The organism is Bacteroides cellulosilyticus DSM 14838 (assembly GCF_000158035.1).
GTDB classification, from domain to species: domain Bacteria; phylum Bacteroidota; class Bacteroidia; order Bacteroidales; family Bacteroidaceae; genus Bacteroides; species Bacteroides cellulosilyticus.
The window spans coordinates 1,018,989-1,035,593 of record NZ_EQ973492.1; the positions used below are offsets into that span (position 1 = coordinate 1,018,989).

12 protein-coding genes and 1 pseudogene are annotated in these 16,605 nt (G+C 41.1%); all 13 read left to right on the forward strand.

Features of this window, described 5'->3' with window-relative positions:
- Nucleotides 1-309 (forward strand): annotated as a pseudogene (locus BACCELL_RS22260) (anthranilate phosphoribosyltransferase); the annotation flags it as partial.
- A 127-nt stretch (nucleotides 310-436) separates the two neighbouring features.
- The gene (trpC, locus tag BACCELL_RS22265) at nucleotides 437-1,279 is read left to right on the forward strand and encodes an indole-3-glycerol phosphate synthase TrpC (RefSeq protein ID WP_007214357.1); all 843 of its coding nucleotides are present in this window, start codon (nucleotides 437-439) and stop codon (nucleotides 1,277-1,279) included.
- 56 nt (nucleotides 1,280-1,335) lie between these two features.
- Nucleotides 1,336-1,953, forward strand: coding sequence for a phosphoribosylanthranilate isomerase (locus BACCELL_RS22270; protein ID WP_022210225.1), 618 nt, complete (start codon nucleotides 1,336-1,338; stop codon nucleotides 1,951-1,953).
- A 15-nt stretch (nucleotides 1,954-1,968) separates the two neighbouring features.
- On the forward strand, nucleotides 1,969-2,745 hold the full coding sequence (trpA, locus tag BACCELL_RS22275; protein WP_022210224.1) for a tryptophan synthase subunit alpha: 777 nt from the start codon (nucleotides 1,969-1,971) through the stop codon (nucleotides 2,743-2,745).
- Between the two features lie 132 nt (nucleotides 2,746-2,877).
- The gene (locus BACCELL_RS22280) at nucleotides 2,878-3,915 is read left to right on the forward strand and encodes an asparaginase (RefSeq protein WP_029328796.1); all 1,038 of its coding nucleotides are present in this window, start codon (nucleotides 2,878-2,880) and stop codon (nucleotides 3,913-3,915) included.
- 304 nt (nucleotides 3,916-4,219) lie between these two features.
- Nucleotides 4,220-6,817, forward strand: a complete 2,598-nt coding sequence (locus tag BACCELL_RS22285) for an LruC domain-containing protein (RefSeq protein ID WP_044154200.1) — start codon at nucleotides 4,220-4,222, stop codon at nucleotides 6,815-6,817.
- 197 nt (nucleotides 6,818-7,014) lie between these two features.
- The gene (locus tag BACCELL_RS22290) at nucleotides 7,015-9,243 is read left to right on the forward strand and encodes an LruC domain-containing protein (protein WP_007214363.1); all 2,229 of its coding nucleotides are present in this window, start codon (nucleotides 7,015-7,017) and stop codon (nucleotides 9,241-9,243) included.
- Between the two features lie 50 nt (nucleotides 9,244-9,293).
- A complete protein-coding gene (locus BACCELL_RS22295) occupies nucleotides 9,294-9,653 on the forward strand; it encodes a response regulator (RefSeq protein WP_007214364.1) in 360 nt (119 codons plus the stop codon).
- A gap of 23 nt (nucleotides 9,654-9,676) precedes the next feature.
- Nucleotides 9,677-10,849: a sugar transferase gene (locus BACCELL_RS22300; RefSeq protein ID WP_007214365.1), complete on the forward strand. Its 1,173-nt coding sequence runs from the start codon at nucleotides 9,677-9,679 to the stop codon at nucleotides 10,847-10,849.
- 33 nt (nucleotides 10,850-10,882) lie between these two features.
- A complete protein-coding gene (locus BACCELL_RS22305; RefSeq protein ID WP_007214366.1) occupies nucleotides 10,883-11,719 on the forward strand; it encodes a TolC family protein in 837 nt (278 codons plus the stop codon).
- A 3-nt stretch (nucleotides 11,720-11,722) separates the two neighbouring features.
- Entirely contained in the window at nucleotides 11,723-13,885 is a 2,163-nt protein-coding gene (locus BACCELL_RS22310) for a GumC family protein (RefSeq protein ID WP_007214367.1), read from the forward strand.
- 11 nt (nucleotides 13,886-13,896) lie between these two features.
- Nucleotides 13,897-15,363, forward strand: coding sequence for an O-antigen ligase family protein (locus tag BACCELL_RS22315; RefSeq protein ID WP_044154202.1), 1,467 nt, complete (start codon nucleotides 13,897-13,899; stop codon nucleotides 15,361-15,363).
- Between the two features lie 18 nt (nucleotides 15,364-15,381).
- Nucleotides 15,382-16,584, forward strand: a complete 1,203-nt coding sequence (locus BACCELL_RS22320; protein WP_007214369.1) for a glycosyltransferase family 2 protein — start codon at nucleotides 15,382-15,384, stop codon at nucleotides 16,582-16,584.
- The last annotated feature ends 21 nt before the right edge of the window (nucleotides 16,585-16,605 follow it).

Consider the following 16,605-nt stretch of genomic DNA (forward strand, 5'->3'; position numbering starts at 1 on the left):
GAATTCAAAGTTATGACGCGCAATTACGAACGGATTTACCGTCCGCAAGCGCTGGGTTTCAATGCCGCGCAACCCGAAGAGCTCTTCGGCGGAGCCTGCAAAGAGGATGCCGCCCGCATCTTTGATAACATCCTTAATAACCGTGCCACACGTGCCCAAACGCAATGTGTCATTGTCAACGCCGCCTTCGCCATCCAAGTGATGGAACCTGAAAAGGAAATCGAAGAATGCATTGCCATCGCTCGCCAATCGCTGGAGAGTGGACGGGCGCTGGAGACGTTGAAGAAGTTTATAATGATTAATAGTTGACAAGGGAACTAGTTAACAAGGGAACAAGGCCTTTCGGCATGATGGCTGGGCAAATTCGCTCACAAGTACAGCGCAGCCCTTCCCCCCTCGTCAACTCGTCCCCTCGTCAACTCAAAAAACAAAAACAATGAAAGATATTTTATCCGAAATCATCGCCCACAAGCGGATTGAGATAGAGCAGCAAAAACAAGCAGTCTCCCTCAGTCAATTGCAAGAGCAAGCTGCTGCCATGATGCAGGAAGCTGTCGAAACCGGAGCTTCCGGCACAACGCCCGTCCGCAGCATGAAGCGTGCACTCGCAAACTCTTCATCCGGCATCATTGCCGAGTTCAAACGCCGTTCCCCTTCCAAGGGCTGGATCAAGGAAAGCGCACAGGCCGATCTCATCCCTCCTGCTTATGAAACAGCCGGAGCTTCCGCCCTCTCCATCCTCACGGATGAAAAGTTCTTCGGCGGAACTCTGCGTGACATCCGTACAGCACGCCCGTTGGTCAACATCCCGATCCTGCGTAAGGACTTCATCATCGACAAGTATCAGCTTCTGCAAGCCCGCATTGTAGGTGCCGATGCAGTGCTGCTCATTGCCGCCTGCCTCACACCTGACGAGTGCCACACACTCACCATGCAGGCACACGAACTTGGGCTCGAAGTTCTGCTCGAAGTACACAGTATCTCCGAACTCTCCTATATATATAAGGAGACGGATATGGTCGGCGTCAACAACCGCAATCTGGGCAGCTTCGTCACCAACATAGAAAACTCTTTCCGCATTGCAGAAGAGTTAAAAAATGCTGTTGCTGAAATTGATTTTCAGACGCCTCCGCTGCTCGTTTCCGAAAGTGGTATTTCGCACCCTGAAACCATCCGTGAACTACGCTCGGCAGGTTTCCGTGGTTTCCTTATGGGAGAGACATTCATGCGTACAGACGATCCCGGGAGCACATTGGAAGAACTCATTCACGGTATATAAATTTGGAAATTCACACATAATGTCATATATTCGTGATTTTTAAGGTACATAAGCCCATGAATACAATGATCAAAGTATGCGGAATGACCGATGCAGACAATATCCGCGATGTAGAAGTATTAGGTGTAGATATGATCGGTTTTATCTTCTACCCCAAATCCCCCAGATACCTGTACCAGATACCCAGGTACCTGCCTACGCTTGCCAAACGTGTCGGTGTTTTTGTCAACGAAACCAAAGAAAACATCCTTATGTATGTCGACCGTTTCGGTCTGAACTACGTCCAGCTGCACGGTGACGAATCACCCGAATATTGCCGCACCCTTCATTCACAGGGTATCCGGATCATCAAAGCGTTTTCCATCGCTTTGCCCAAGGATCTTCTTGCCGTATCTGATTATGAAGGTTTCTGCGACTACTATCTGTTCGATACACGTACCGTCCACTACGGTGGCTCCGGACAGCAATTCGACTGGAGCATTCTGCAACGTTACACTGGCAGTACCCCCTTCCTGCTTAGCGGCGGTATCAATTCTTACAGTGTCAAAGCTCTGAAAGAATTCCACCATCCCCGCCTTGCCGGTATCGATATCAACAGTCGCTTCGAGACATCTCCGGGCATCAAGGATGTGGAACGAATCGAACGTTTTCTCAAAGAATTAAGAACGAATTAAATTTAGAATAACATCATGAATCGTATAAATCAACTTTTTCAGGACAGCCCTAAAAACTTGCTGTCCATCTACTTCTGTGCTGGTTGTCCAACCCTGGAAGGTACTGCCGACGTCATCCGCACCCTCGAACGCAATGGGGTCCATTCGATTGAAATCGGTATTCCCTTCAGTGACCCAATGGCTGACGGCATTGTTATCCAGGAAGCTGCCACGCGTGCTCTTCGCAACGGTATGTCGCTGCGTATTTTGTTTGAGCAGCTCCGCGATATCCGTAGCGATGTCCGTATTCCTCTCATTCTGATGGGCTATCTCAACCCTATCATGAAATTCGGGTTCGAGGCTTTCTGTCAGAAATGTGTAGAATGTGGCATCGACGGCGTTATTATTCCCGATCTTCCCTTCAAAGATTACGAAGAAACGTATAAACCTATTGCCGACCGTTACGATATCCGTGTCATTATGCTCATCACCCCCGAAACCAGCGAGGCTCGTGTCCGTGAAATCGACGAACATACCGACGGCTTCATCTATATGGTATCCAGCGCTGCTACTACCGGTGCCCAGAAAGATTTCGATAGCCAGAAGCAAGCTTATTTCAAAAAGATACAGGATATGCACCTGCGCAATCCCCGCATGGTTGGCTTCGGCATCAGTAACAAACAGACATTTGATGCCGCTTGTGCCAACTCTTCCGGTGCTATCATCGGTAGCCGATTCGTCACCCTGCTGAATGAAGCTGAAGGAGATGCGGAAAAGGCGATCACACAGTTGAAAGAAGGGTTGAAGAAGTGATTGGAAAGGAGTGGATTAGTGATAAGTAAATGACATTGTAATGGCAAAATGTCACTTATCACTAACCACTTACCCCTAATCACTATTTTTTTCCTATCTTTGCACCCAAAATAATCAAACCCGGTTATGTTTATGAAGACTGACTACCCATCCGTGTTGCTAATTTATACCGGTGGAACCATCGGCATGATAGAGAACCCAGAGACAGGTGCGCTTGAAAATTTCAACTTCGATCATCTTCTCAAACATGTTCCCGAACTGAAACGTTTCAATTACCGCATCTCTTCCTATCAGTTTGATCCTCCTATTGACTCTTCTGACATGGAGCCTTCGCTTTGGGCAAAAATAGTAAAGATTATCAACTACAATTATGATTACTTCGACGGCTTTGTCATTCTTCATGGAACCGATACCATGTCTTATACGGCTTCTGCTCTCAGTTTCATGCTTGAGAATCTGGCTAAACCCGTCATTCTCACCGGCTCTCAGCTCCCTATCGGCACTCTGCGTACAGATGGAAAAGAAAATCTTATTACCTCTATAGAAATAGCTGCGGCAAAGAACCCCGATGGTACCCCCATCGTTCCCGAAGTGTGTATCTTTTTTGAAAATGAATTGATGCGCGGTAATCGCACCACAAAGATCAATGCCGAAAACTTCAACGCATTCCGTTCATTCAACTATCCCTCATTGGCCCATGCAGGCATCCACATCAAATATGACGCCCACATCATCCGCCGTCCTGATCCGACGCGTCCCATGAAGCCTCATTACCTGTTCGATACCAATGTGGTTATGCTCACTCTTTTTCCCGGTATCCAGGAAAGCATCATCAATTCTGTTCTCCATGTCCCGGGTCTGAAAGCGGTTGTACTCAAAACATTCGGTTCTGGAAATGCTCCTCAGAAGGAATGGTTCATCCGCCAACTGAAGGACGCCACAGAACGTGGCATCATTATTGTTAACATCACTCAATGCCAACGTGGCGTAGTCGAAATGGGACGTTACGAAACCGGACTGAAATTGCTGCAAGCAGGCGTCATCAGCGGATACGACAGTACTCCCGAATGTGCAGTAACCAAACTTATGTTCCTCCTTGGCCATGGTCTCAATCAAGCCGAAATCCGCTACCGGATGAACTCTGACCTTGCGGGAGAAATCACTAAATAGCAGATAAAAAATATTCAGTCTAACATCAACGGGTTATAGTCAATAAAACATTTTTTATTGGCTATAACCCGCTTTATTTTGCATATCTCAAAAAATAACTGGATAAAATTTACAAGTTCTCCATTTATATATATCATACTCATTTTTAATAAACAAAGCATCTTACTGAAACAAAAAAACAACTTTTTTGTTATTATATCAAATTTATCGTTATCTTTGTGGCGAGAATATGCAAGATATGCACATTTTCGACAGTTAATTAATAAAAAATAAGCTATAATTCATATATATTATTCTATCAAGTATGAGACTAATTAACCGATTATCAGTAATGGCTACTGTGGTAAGCACCATCTTTTTAGCCAGTTGCGCGGGTGACGTGTACGATCCCAGTAAGGAACCGCAGGCACCTCCAGCAGAAAATCCTTTCGGGGAAGGCTTTGCAGCCCCGGATGGCTTTGGTTGGACTATGATCACCCCAGTAAAGCTCAATATTGAGGTAAAGGACGACTTCAATGGTCAGTACAAGTACTTGATTGAAGTATTCACCACCAATCCATTGCATGATAAAAATGCAACGCCAATTGCAGCAGGTGTAACAAACGGGAACACAAGTTACATCACAGAAATCAATGTGCCTACAGCCATTGAGAAACTATACATTCGTCAGACCGACCCGAAGCAACGGAAAGAAGTGTACGCACGTACAGTTCCCGAGAATGGTGGCTCAATGAATTTCAAGTTGTACTATACCGGAGTTGACACAAGAGCTACAGGAAATACAGGTTCAGCATTCGAAGCCGCCAAACGAGCAGGCTTCATAGAACCAAGCCATAAGGACAGCGAAGATATCAAGCCTCTCTATGATGAAACAAAAATAATACCTGAAGTACCCGCGGTTTCAGACGGTTATGTTCAGTATAATCCGGGAGCTTTGAACGCCGGAGCTAAATTCATTATCGGAACGGAATACACAGATGACGTCCCTTTCAAAGACAATATACGAGTTCACGAAAGCAGCGGCAGAGCAACTGTATTTGTTCAAGGAGTATGGGATTTGTCTGCATCAGGTAAAAAACTAGCCTCCAGACTTGATATTTATGTGATGAATGGCGGTAAGATAATTGGTTCAAAAGACATCACAATCGATGCCCAAAACACCCTTACTATTCAAAGTGGAGGAAGTGTTGAATCCCAAGGCGGCATCTTCTATTTAGGATGTCCAGCCAAAATCTACGGCTCCATTAATGCAACAAACGTAAAGGTAAATATTGGCACACCTGAAATATATATTGGTGAAAACGGAAGTATTAAAGCTACAGAAACAGGCTATTTCAATAGTGCTCAAGTATTTAACTACGGTGTATTAAGCGCGGGTAAACTTGAATTTATAAAAACTACCGTACTAAATAAATCATATATAGAAGATTGCGAAGATATCCTGATCAACGGTAGTCAGATATTCAACTATGGTGATGTGAAATTCAATGGAACACTTGCAACCAATAACAATACAGGTACGGCAAGTTTCATCAATCATTACCAAGCCACTTTGGCAGGATCAACATGGAACAATGGCGCTTCAGTTTATAACGATGGACTTGTCCAACTTACTGATTTCTATAACACAGCAGTAGGTGAGATATATAATAGCTGTGCATTTATCATCAGAAATGAATTTACTTTCGTTAATTTAATTTTGGATAATGGATCTATTACAAGTGATTGGAGTCAAACAGCAAACGAATGGCTACCTGTTCCGACCATCACCTGTAATCAAAAGGTTGATGTCAAAATGAGAAACAGCTCAATCATAAAAGCTGATAATTTCATTTTAGGCAATGCACCCAACAACATCGTTGGCGAACAAGGTGAAATATCCATGATAAAAATTCGTCAGCTCACACTAAAAAACAACGGAAAAACCAGTATTAGTGGCAATTTAGTGTTTGAGAGGGAAGATACAAACGAATATCGACAGCTTGACGTTACATGTGCTACCACCGGTTACGATGAATCCAAACATTCCATCGAATCTTGTAGCGGTATAATCAACGGTGGCAACGAAGGTGGTGACCCAAGTGATCCGGAATTCCCGATCATCGTTGAAGATGCAACCAACTATACTTTTGCATTCGAAGACAATTGGCCCACTTACGGTGACTTTGATTTGAATGACATTGTAGCCACTATCGATAAAGTAACTTTTGCCCAGCATGAAGACGGCTCTGTAGGAACATACACACTCAACGGAACCTTACAAGCTGTAGGTGCCAGCAAGAAACTCGGTTTAGGCATTCAGTTCCTGGGATTTGCAGCTTCCAATGTCGTAGAGTTGAAAGGTATCGTAGAAGGTGTCACAAGCAATTCCACTCCATTGGGTTTTGAAGCCAATCAAAGCAATCCTGTAATCATCATTTGCAATGATGCGCACCGCTTCATAGGCAATTCAGAAAATGACAGGAGTTATGTCAATACCCTTGCAAATAACAGTAACAATAAGAACGGCGCTAAATTTGAAATATCCATAGAATTCAGAAAAGGTGCAGTGCAACCCAAGGATCTCAATATCAACCAGCTTGATGTATTTGCTATTTCTAAAGAAGCAGACACCAAAACTAAGCGTATAGAAATACACGTAGCCGGTCATGCACCTACCGACCTGGGCAACACCAAGTTGTTCGGACAAGGAAACGACCAATCTTCTGTAGAAGAGCAACGTTATTACCTGAGCTCTGAAAACTTAGCATGGGGGATTGTTATTCCAACAGATTTTGCATGGCCTTTAGAATACAAGAACATCAAAGATGTATACACAGACTTTGTTAGTTGGGTAACCACCGGTGGCAAAGAAAACAAAGATTGGTACAATAACCACAATGGTCAGGTATTCAAAAAATAGTTTAAATATTCCCTAATATAAAAAGCCGGTGAATACCTTTATTCATCGGCTTTTTCAGTAATATGAGAGGGTATCATTTCAAATGCCTTATCATATAGTTAAAAGATGCTAATAAGTTATCTTTTTAAAGCTTATAAAAGCTATTATTATCTTAATAGTCCGTATTTTTGTTATTAATCAAGCAAAACAAACAGATCATGGGAAGGAAGTTCAAGACAAATCATATTCTGCCAACTGCACTGATTTTATCATGTGCCCTGTTAGGTAGTTGTGAGAAAAACTCATTCGACCCCGAAAAAGTAAAAGCGACTTACGAAGACAAATTTCCGGTAAAGGACATCGATCCCAACATGAATTGGAAGATGACGAATCAGATTTCAGTCAACATATCCGTTTATGAAGACACAGGTGTCGATTATTCCATCCGTATTTATGACGCTGATCCCTTAGAAGTAAACAGTTCCGCGAAAGTCCTGGCAAAAGGTACCGCTAATGATAAACTGCCTTTCACCACCCAAATGGATTGTCCAACCGCATTGACTGAAGTTTATGTTTGCCGCACAGATGCCGCCAATCGCAACGTGGTAAAAGTCGCAACAATAAGCAGCGGTGCACTAAATGTAACTTTCGGAACTTCACCGACCACACGTACCTTTACCCGCGCTGTAAACAACAGTATCACCACTTATGAGCCAGAACGTTCTGAGTCAGAAGTGCAGGCGCTAATCCCCCAAGCCGCTGTTATCACGGTAGATGACGCTAACAAATGGGAATTTTTCCAAAGTGGGAAAGCATACATTATCCCTGAAGCGACCACTTATAAAGGCCCTATAAACAAACATCTCAACGACGGAAAACCGGCAACAATCATTATTGCAGGGAAATGGATTCCTACCAACATGGATATAGAAAAGGGCTATGACGTATGCGTCATGAATGGTGGAGAAATTTCTATTCCTGATAATCAAACCTTATCTATCAAGAACAACAGCCGTCTGTTCATTTACAAAGGTGGAAAAGTCAGCGGTGAAAAGATAGACTTGACCAACGGATCGGCAGGACAATATAACTATAATGCAGGAACCATTGAATTAGAAAATTTAAATATATCCACACCTGGATGTACCTTCTACAACTGTGGCACTGTAAAAGTTGACAAATTGAACATAAATAACAGAGGCACCAAATTCGTCAACCAAGGTAAGACGGAAATAGAAGAAACGTATACCCAAACCACCATTGAAAACGGCTGTTTTCTTACGGTTGAAAAATTTACGGGTTTATCTTTAGTATTGGGTGACAACTGCTATACTAAAATAGAAGAGTTCAATCCGCAGTGGGATACCGAAGTCAGCCTTGGAGCAAATACAATACTCACTATTGAAGAAGGCAAATTTGGTAAAACAAGGTTTAAAGGAACAGCAAAGCCCTCTCTCGTTAAGATCGAGGAAATTAAAGAAGTTAACCAAATGACAAGTGAAGGTGCTGTCTACTACGAAATAAAAGAACATGAAGGAGACAAGTACAAACAGTTTGTAAAATGCCTGACCAATACAGGCAGTACTATTTCCAAATGGGGAGAATCCCCCGTTGTTATTCCCGAAGGAGACTGCACGGGTGAGGGTAATAACCCAGGAGAAGGTAGTGAAACTCCTTCCGGTCCGCTACCCTATACATATGTCTTCGAAGACAATTTCCCCTTGGTGGGCGACTATGACTTCAACGATGTCGTATTGGATGTCTCAATCAATCATGACCGCGATCGTGACAACAAAATAACAACTACGAATATTGACATCACACTCGCAGCAGCCGGAGCAACCAAAACCATTGGAGCCGGTTTACGGTTGGTGAATGTAGATAGAGCCGCCATTGCAAGCATCAGCTACGAAGGAGATGTAAACCGATTCCAGAACACGTTATCCGGTTCTGTATTAGCCAACGTCAACTTTGAAGATGGTATGGTAATTCCTCTCTTCGGAAATGTGCATAGTGTATTCGGTGTCACTCCCGGCACTATGATCAATACGGGGATTGCAACAGCCCCCACATATACATATAAAATAAAGATTGAACAGAGCAATGCCTATCAACGTGGGTCTCCGGTAATATCCAAAGACAATCTCGATTTTTTCATTGCTTATAAGTTCAGAAATATGCAACAACGTATGGAAGTACATCTTTACGAATTCTGGGATTATGGCGCCACCAAAGGGGGAACTGTACAGAAAGAGAACCTTGACTTAGCGGGGAACAATACATGGGCCATTTGCGTACCCAATTTCCGTTATCCGAAAGAAAGTGTCAACATTAGTACGACAGACGGTAATTGCGCATACCCTCTATTTTTGAAGTGGGCCCAAAACCGCACACCTGAAAATGAGGATTGGCATCTCCACCCTAACGAAAAGAATGTTTACAGATAAAGAATAACCATATTATAAATAACAGGTATAGAATATTATAAATTACAATAATGAAACAGATCTTATTAGTAGATGACAAAGCCTCCATAGGCAAAGTGCTCTCGATGTATTTAGGAAAAGAGTATGACCTTGTGTATTGCGAAGACCCTCTGAAAGCTATCGAATGGTTGCATGAAGGTAATGAGCCGAACTTAATTATATCCGATATCCGTATGCCGAAAATGACCGGCTCGGAGTTTTTAAGTTACCTCAAAAGCAATGAGCTATTCAAGCATATTCCGGTTATGATGCTTTCCAGTGAAGAGAGCACCACCGAACGCATCCGTTTGCTTGAAGAAGGAGCAGTCGATTATATTCTGAAGCCTTTCAATCCCATGGAATTGAAAGTGCGCTTACAGAAGTTTCTCTAATTGACCAAAAGACGTAAAAGGATATGTTATACTACATCTATATCGGAAATAACCGGATTATCATCGATCATCTGAGCAAAGTCACAGGTGGTATGTTCGTCGCCGTTTCCTCTTCCCAGAAAGCGGCAAAAGTCATTGACGGTATTCGCGAACGCTATAACATATCTATCCTTTACGAACAAACAGATGTTCGGGAAGCAGACTGCATTGAGATCACTTATCTGCGTAAACGTTATCCCCGGGTCTATATCACTCTTATCACCGAAGCGTTAGAATCCGAACATCGAAAATCTTACTTGCAGGCAGGCGTCAACAATACACTTCCTCCACATGCCGAAGAAAACAGTATTCAACACATGAATGCATATCTCAAGGCACGCAAAGAGAGTAAACTAAAAGAGTTCAGCGAAACACATCGTAAAGTGTTGAATACATTCCGTCTTCCTATGTGGAAACGCACATTCGATATTCTCTTTGCAGGAACTGCTGTTATTATACTTTCTCCAATATTGATAGGCACCGCTATTGCTATCCGCATGGAAAGCAAGGGAAAAGTTATCTATAAATCGCAGCGTGTTGGTTCTAATTATCAGATTTTCGATTTTCTAAAATTCCGCTCCATGTATACCAATGCGGACAAGCGATTGAAAGAGTTGAATGCCTTAAATCAATATCAGATTGAAGAGGTTGAAAGTTCGGACGAAGGTCCTGAAATTCGTTTTGACGATCTGACCGGTACACCGGACGAAGAAGAGACCTTATTGATTTCGGATGACTTTGTGGTTTCGGAACAAGATTTCCTGAAGCAAAAGGAGAAAGCTAAAAACAATACATTCGTAAAACTGGAGAATGACCCGCGCGTGACACGCGTCGGTCGCTTTATCCGTAAATACAGTATCGATGAATTACCACAGTTATTCAATATACTGAAAGGAGATATGAGTATTGTAGGTAATCGTCCTCTCCCACTCTACGAAGCTGAACAGCTGACCAGCGATGCCTATATAGACCGCTTCATGGCTCCGGCAGGATTAACAGGATTGTGGCAAGTAGAAAAACGAGGTGGTGCTGGTAAGTTGTCAGCGGAAGAACGGAAACAATTGGATATCAAATATGCAAGGGATTTTTCGTTTTGGTTGGACATGAAGATTATCTTTAAGACGCTGACAGCGTTTGTACAAAAAGAGAATGTATAATTGCAATATTAACCATGTATAGCAAATAAAAAAATGATAAGAAGATATATTACACTCATTTACTGTAGCGCAACTCTTTCGGGATTGTTTGCTCTTCCCACAGCCGTTGTTGCCCAAGAACAGACAATGACGCGCGAAGAACGTATAAAAGCTCTAGAGCGTTTAAAGATGGAAGATGCACGCTGGGAAACAGTTACTGTGATGCAAACAGGAAAAGAGGTACCTCTTGAAATTGAGAATTTGGAATTACCCCCGTTATCGATTTTTTTAGATGCTGTAATAGAAAATGCTACGGTAAGACGAGCACAATCACAAGTGGAGCAACAAAAGAATGAGTATCGCATTGAAAAGCGTAATTGGTGGAACTATTTTCGATTAAATGGTAGCTATGCATTTGGTCGCTTCAACAGCCTAAACGAAAATAGCGAGACACTCGTTGATTGGTATCAATCGACAAGTGTTGGTACACGCCATACATTTAATTTAGGGGCTAGTATAAGTATAGGCCTGGGTGATCTGTTCAATCGTCCATTAAAGCTAAAAAATTATCGTTATAATATAGAACAATTACAATATACTCAGGATGAAGTAATGGAGGAGCGTAAGCTAAGAGTACTGGAAGCCTATAATGCTGTAACAGAACAGCTTGCCACGATTAAAGCGAAAGCAGAGACAGCAGCATTATACAATGCGCAAATGAAAATATCTGAAAACAATTTCATCCAAGGAAAAATTGATATTATCTCCCTATCCCTAGAACGTGCGCGCAGAACCGGCGCTGTTACTAATTACGAACAAAGTCGTGTAGCCCTGCATAACTCAATTGTTTTACTCGAGATGCTAACCAACGTAAGAATTATAAAAGAATAGTAAATGCCTGATATAATGTTATTCATATCACAATTTTTCTACCGCATCCGCTATTGGCTGTTGTGGGGAACTTTGTTTGTCACAGGGTTGGTAATATACTTTACCCAATTCCTCCCTTATAGTTATACTGTAAAAAGTAGCCTCTACGCAGGTATCACTAATTCTACATCCTTGGATGGTGCCTCTATAAATTTTAGCGTTGTTACGGCTACATTTGACAATCTCATCAGTATAGCTAAGTCTCGTGGAACTTTGGAAAAAGTTTCTCTCCGTTTATTAGCCAATTCACTAACCTATGGCGAAGAATGGAAAGACAACCAATACATCCAATCCAAACATTATCGCCAATTACTGCAAATGACTCCCAAAGAAGTTTTGGCATTGGTGGACAGAAAAGATGTAGAAAAAACATTAGCTAATCTCACTGCTTATCGTAAAGAAGCCAATAATAATTTTGTATATTCAATATTCAATCGTCCTGTTGCATTTTACAGTGCAACAGCTTTAGATGGCATTAATATTAGACGCGTAAACAATAGTGACATACTCGAAATCTCATACACTTCTGCTGATCCCGGAATAACTCAAAAAACAGTTAGTATTTTAATTGATGAATTAATCAAGACTTATGAGATTCTTCGTTTTAAATCAACCAACGATGTCATTGCATATTTTGAAGAACAGGTACGTCTTGCTAAAATAAAATTAAATGAGGAAGAAGATGACTTAATGAAATATAATGTACAGGAACGTGTCATCAATTATGGAGAGGAAACAAAGTCACTAGCTGGAACTCGCTATGAAGTTGAGGATCGCTTAGAAGAAGCAGAACGTATTTATGAAGGTGCCATAGCTCTCCGAAAAATGTTGGATGAGAAAATGGATATTCGCGCTCAAATTATTCGTAATAACACTAACTTACTACAAGAGCTCAACAAAGTCAGTATGTTGAATCAAAGTATTATGGAACAAGAAATTTTCATATCAGACCGAAATGAGAATAAGAAATTACAGAAAGAAAAAGAAGCATTAAGAAAGGCAGAAAATAAAATCAGTCATATTTCGGACAATTTAAACGAATTCAACTTCACCAAAGAAGGCGTAGGTATTGAAGATATGGTAACCGAATGGTTAGCTGCATTGGTCAATGAAGCAAAAGCTAAAGCTGAGCTCGACGTTTTGAAAAGACGACAGCAAGATATATTTGATCAATATAGCCACATGTCTCCTATAGGCACACAGATCAGCCGTAAAGAACGTGCAATTGGTATAGCTGAAGATAATTATCGTACTCAGCTCAGTGGATTGGCTGATGCTAATCTTCGTTTAAAAAATATAGAAATGAGTACCAGTAATCTACAAACAGTTGCTCCTCCTGCCTATCCATTAACTGATAATGGAAGAAAACGACTCATTTATATCCTTATAGCCTTTGCCGGAAGTTTTATATTTATAACTACATACTTCTTATTAATAGAGATATTAGATCGTACCTTACGTGATCCATATCGTAGCAGGCGACTCAGTGGTTTGCCTGTCATTGCGGCATTTAACGGAATCAGCAACCTAAAATACCGTGGTTTCTTAAAAGCTTGTAATCGTATGGCAGCCGCATATAGTTGTAATCGTTTAAATAAATATCTAAAAGTAGGACAACCTACTGTTATCAGCTTGCTAAGCGTCAACTCACGTGAAGGAAAGTCTTTCTTAGCCAAATATTTTATGGAACATTGGAAATCAGAAGGATTATGTGTACGTTTGGTTACTTACGATTACGACTTTGAAGTGGCAAACAAAAATTATGTACAAGCTCAACAACTTAGCGATTTTTGGGTACCCAATGAAGCAGAGCAGACTCCGGATATTATTTTGGTAGAATATCCCCCCATTAAAGATGCTGCCGTTCCCCTTTCCGTACTTCAAAAAGCAGATGTTAATTTACTTATAGCTAATGCATGCCGTTTATGGAGAAATAGCGACAATGCAACTTTAACTCCTATGAAAGAAGCGTTAAAAGATATTCCATTTATGCTTTATTTGAATAATGCTGATCGGGAAGTGGTAGAATCTTTCACGGGTGAACTGCCTCCTAAGATGCCAATGCACACTTTCTTCAGCCGATTGTCACAGCTGGGATTGACTTCACAAAAGAATGCGGTCAAGTAAATAAAAAAGATATGGCATATATTAATTCATACCCAATGCGGGGACTCCCCCCAAAGGCTCTGCTCCACCTCATGCTTGTTGTGGGGCTAGCAGTTTTTGTCTATGCCATAATTACACAAAACCTACTTGTGGCAACAGTAGTGATCTTCTCGCCGTTGGCTATCATTACCATAGGTTATGGATTACAAAAGCCTCGTTTTATTTACTTAATGTATGCTACTTACGCCTTCTTCTTCACAACTGTTTCTCGATATATTCGTCAGGAGAAGTTAAGTGTTGGGCTGGATATACTTTTAGTCTACATATTTATTGCCATCCTGTTCGCCAGTTATTATAAGAAAGCGAACATTAAACTAAGTAATGCTTTTAATCTGTTTACCATTAGCTATGTTGTATGGATATTATTCATTTTAATACAATTTACCAATCCAGGTATTCACTCTGAAGGGATAACCGAAGGTATACGAATATGGATTTTAAGGACATTGATGCTATATATTGTCGCGTCTATTGTTTCCAACACTCCTAAAATGTTAAGAAATAGTTTAATAGTGATAGGAATCTTCATTATAATCGCTTTCTTAAAAGTACTTTACCAGAAATATGTCGGTTTTGATTTTGCTGAAAAACGTTGGCTATACATAGACAGGGCAGCAACTACACACATTCTAAGCACAGGAATACGTTATTTTTCATACTTTACAGATGCGGCCAATTTCGGAACATGTATGGGGGGAGTAGCTATTGCATATTCCATTATTGGACTAAATACACGGAATCGTCGGTTGGCAATATTCTATTTTAGCATAGCTGTAATGGGCGCAATTGGTATGTTATTGTCCGGTACCCGCGGAGCACTTGCTGTTCCTGTTACAGGACTAGCTCTTTTTTGCCTGATCTGCAAGAGTCTTCGTACTTTTACAATTTCCGCAGGTGTTAGTATCGCCTTATTCTTCTTCTTCGCATTTACTGACATAGGTAACAGCAATCAATTCATTCGTCGTGCACGTACGGCTTTTCGTCCTGCCAAAGACGCTTCCTTTAATGTTCGTGTAGAAAATCGTAAGGAAATAGCGCTATATTTACAGAAGCATCCGTGGGGAGTTGGATTGTCGGAAGATATTCCTAAAATGTGGGCACAAGGTGACACTTACATTGAGGGAACTTTACCTCCTGACTCTTATTTCGTAAGAATATGGATAGAAACCGGAATAGTTGGAGTAATACTTTTGATTTCAATATATGCAGTAGTGTTATTGCGATGTTGCTACATTGTAATGTTTCGCATTCGCAACAAGGAACTACGGCAAACCCTTGCCGCATTTACGTGTGCCACATTCGGTATTTTAATCAGCGGTTATACAGGGGAAGCTCCCGGTATGCCTCCTACAAATTTTTTGATAGCCGCCATGATAGCTTTTATTATGAACGGCACATACATAGACAATCAAATTACTCAAAAAAGATTAGAAACTTAAAAACAGTAAATAAACATTATGGGCGATATTTTTTCCATATTTAATCCCGATTGGTGGGCCGATGAGAACAATAATGCTTTGCAAATAGCAGATGCGATCTTGTTCTTATTACTAAGCATTCCAGTATTGTACCTTTTCATCTGTGCACTTTTTTCGTTAGGAAAGTACAAGAATCCTTATCCTCCTGCAAAAGTACAGCACCGTTTTCTTGTATTATTCACAGTGTTACGCAATGGCAAGGAAGTTATTCAATCTATAAACCATTTCCTAGACACACAGCTATATCCACGGGACAAATATGACATAGCCATTGCAGCTACTCAATTGCCTGAAGAAGATCTTGTTACTTTACTTCAAATGCCAGTCAATATCGTTGTTCCCGACAAAGAGCAATGTACCAAAGTCTATGCCATTCAACAGGTTATGGAACGTTATTCTCCTGCAGAATATGATATGGTTATTATCTTCAATTCAGATAATCGAATCGTACCCAATGCTCTGAATCTATTCAACAATGCATATTATTCTGGATGTGATGCTATCCAAGCACATCGTATGACGGAAAACCTAACTACCAGTATTGCCGTACTCAACGCTACTAGTGAAGAAATCAATAATAATATATTTCGTAAAGCCCATACTCGTATGGGATTCTCTGCAGCATTAATAGGGTCAGCAATGGCATTTGATTTTGCTATGTTTCACGAGATTGCACCTAAATTAAAAGGTTCTGATTTGAGTAAAGCAATGGAAACAGCGCTTTTAAAACAGAATATTTATACAGAATACATGGCAGAAGTGGTCTGTTACAGCAAGAAAGCAGAAAGTACTAACGGATATGAAGCTCAGCGCATTGGCTGGTTACGTTCACAATATAGTAGTACAATATTAGCTTTGAAAAGTTTGCCTATTACCTTGTTGAGAGGTGAGTGGGACTATGCTCTCAAACTGTTCCAATGGTTAATGCCCTCCCGTTTTCTACTTATAGCCCTTATCACATTATGTGCTATCGGAATAACTTTACTTGATTGGACACTCAGTCTCAAATGGTATGCACTTTTAGCTGTTATTGCTATTACATTTTTAATGGCACTGCCTGATGGAGAAGTAAACAAGCGCTTTAAACATGCAATATGGGCTTTACCTATTCTGGTATTTGCTTCCATATCCAGCCATGTTATGCGTTTCTTCAGATTCAAGAGAAAAAACAAGAAAAAGTAAAAGCTAACAAAGTATTGAAAG